We start from the raw sequence: 1,887 nt of genomic DNA, 5'->3' as shown, positions 1-1,887 counted from the left end.
ACCCGGTGGCCACGGCCGCCGTCGCCACGGCCGGCCACCGCCCGCCCGGTCGCCACGACCGACACCCGCCCGCTCGGCCCCGGCAGGCACCCACCCGGTCGGCCCGGCCGAACGACACGCACCCCCGGCGGGCCCCGGTCGCCGCATCGGGCCGGGCCCGTTGGGCAGACTGCCCCCATGGGGCTCCTCGGCATCCTCGCGGCGGTGGCCGTGCTCGTCTGGGTCTGGCTGGTGGGCGGGCACGGCATGTTCTGGCGGACCGATGTGCGGCTGCCGCGGCGGGAGTCGCCCGCCCGGTGGCCCTCCGTGGCCGTGGTCGTACCGGCCCGGGACGAGGCCGCGGTGCTGCCGTGCAGCCTGCCCTCGCTGCTCGCGCAGGACTATCCCGGCGAGGCGGAGGTGTACCTCGTCGACGACGGCAGCACCGACGGCACCGCCGAGCTGGCCCGCCGGCTGGCCGCGGCCGCGCCCGGGCTCCCCCTCACGGTCGTGCACCCGGGCGAGCCCGGACCCGGCTGGACCGGGAAGCTGTGGGCGCTGCGCCACGGCATCGCCCGGGCCCGGGCCGCGCGCCCGGGCGGGCCCGAGTTCCTGCTGCTGACCGACGCCGACATCGCCCACGAGCCGGACAGCCTGCGCGAGCTGGTCTGCGCCGCCACCTCCCACGACCTGGACCTGGTCTCGCAGATGGCCCGGCTGCGCGTGGTGGGGTTCTGGGAGCGCCTGATCGTCCCGGCGTTCGTCTACTTCTTCGCCCAGCTCTACCCGTTCCGCCGGATCAACCGCCCCGGCAGCCGCACCGCCGCGGCCGCCGGCGGCTGCGTCCTGCTGCGCACCACGGCCGCCGTCCGCGCCGGCGTGCCGGACACGATCCGGCACGCGGTCATCGACGACGTCGCCCTCGCCCGGGCCGTACAAGACTCCGGCGGGCGGATCTGGCTCGGGCTCGCCGAGCGCGTCGACAGCGTCCGGCCGTACCCGGCCCTGGCCGACCTGTGGCGCATGGTCGCGCGCAGCGCCTACGCCCAACTGCGCCACGACCCGCTGCTGCTGGCCGGTACGGTCGCGGGCCTCGCCCTGGTCTACCTGGTCCCGCCCGTCGCCCTGGTCGCGGGCCTGGCCGCGGGCCGGCCCGCGACGGCCTGGGCCGGCGCCGCCGCCTGGCTGCTGATGTCCGGTTCGTACCTGCCGATGCTGCGTTACTACCGGCTGCCCGCCGCCCTGGCTCCGCTGCTGCCGCTGACGGCGCTGCTCCACCTGCTCATGACCGTCGACTCCGCGGTGCAGCACTACCGCGGCCGCGGCGCGGCGTGGAAGGGCCGCACCTACGACCGTCCGGCGCAGACCCCGGCCCCGCCGGAACCGTTCGTCTGATGTTCCGTCAGCATTCCATCTGCCGAGGTCACGGCGATATGAGGGGGCGTCACATATCCCCGTGGCACATGAGTACGAGTCACCTCAAGCAGGGGCGGAAGTGACGAATCGTGCACGTGAACGTCAAGTGAATGGTGGGACTCTGACCTGCGAATATGCAGGTCAGGCGCATGCGCGCGACGCCTCGCTATGGACCCGGTGAAGTCGTGGGCTTAACTTATGACCCATGACCTCCCCCCGCTCCACTTATGGCGGCGGTTACTACTCCGCGCCCTCCTTCCCGGACACCCCCATCTACGACTCCCTGGTCGCAGAGCGGGGCACCCCGCAGATCGCCCCGATCCGCGTGCCGGCCGCCTACGAGACCGCTTCCAGCGGCTACCCGTCGAGCGGTGGTTACCTCCCGGCCCTGCCGTCCGCGCTGCCCGCCCTGCCCGCGGCCCCCTCGGCGCCCGCACCGCAGCCGAGCGGTCCGGCGTACGGCTACCCGTACCAGCCCCAGGTCCCCCAGCC

2 protein-coding genes are annotated in these 1,887 nt (G+C 74.8%); both read left to right on the top strand.

All coding sequences use genetic code 11. From position 1 onward, the window contains the following. The first annotated feature begins 177 nt into the window (after positions 1-177). The gene (locus EF918_RS35355) at positions 178-1,374 is read left to right on the top strand and encodes a glycosyltransferase (RefSeq protein ID WP_125652932.1); all 1,197 of its coding nucleotides are present in this window, start codon (positions 178-180) and stop codon (positions 1,372-1,374) included. A gap of 226 nt (positions 1,375-1,600) precedes the next feature. Next, on the top strand, positions 1,601-1,887 hold a 287-nt coding region (locus EF918_RS38840; RefSeq protein ID WP_312847895.1), incomplete at its 3' end, for a DUF6643 family protein.

Origin of the sequence: Streptomyces sp. WAC06614 (genome assembly GCF_003949795.1) — a bacterium.
Classification (GTDB): domain Bacteria; phylum Actinomycetota; class Actinomycetes; order Streptomycetales; family Streptomycetaceae; genus Streptomyces.
The sequence above is the reverse complement of the archived record's forward strand: the minus strand, read 5'-3'. Positions and strand labels throughout refer to the sequence as shown.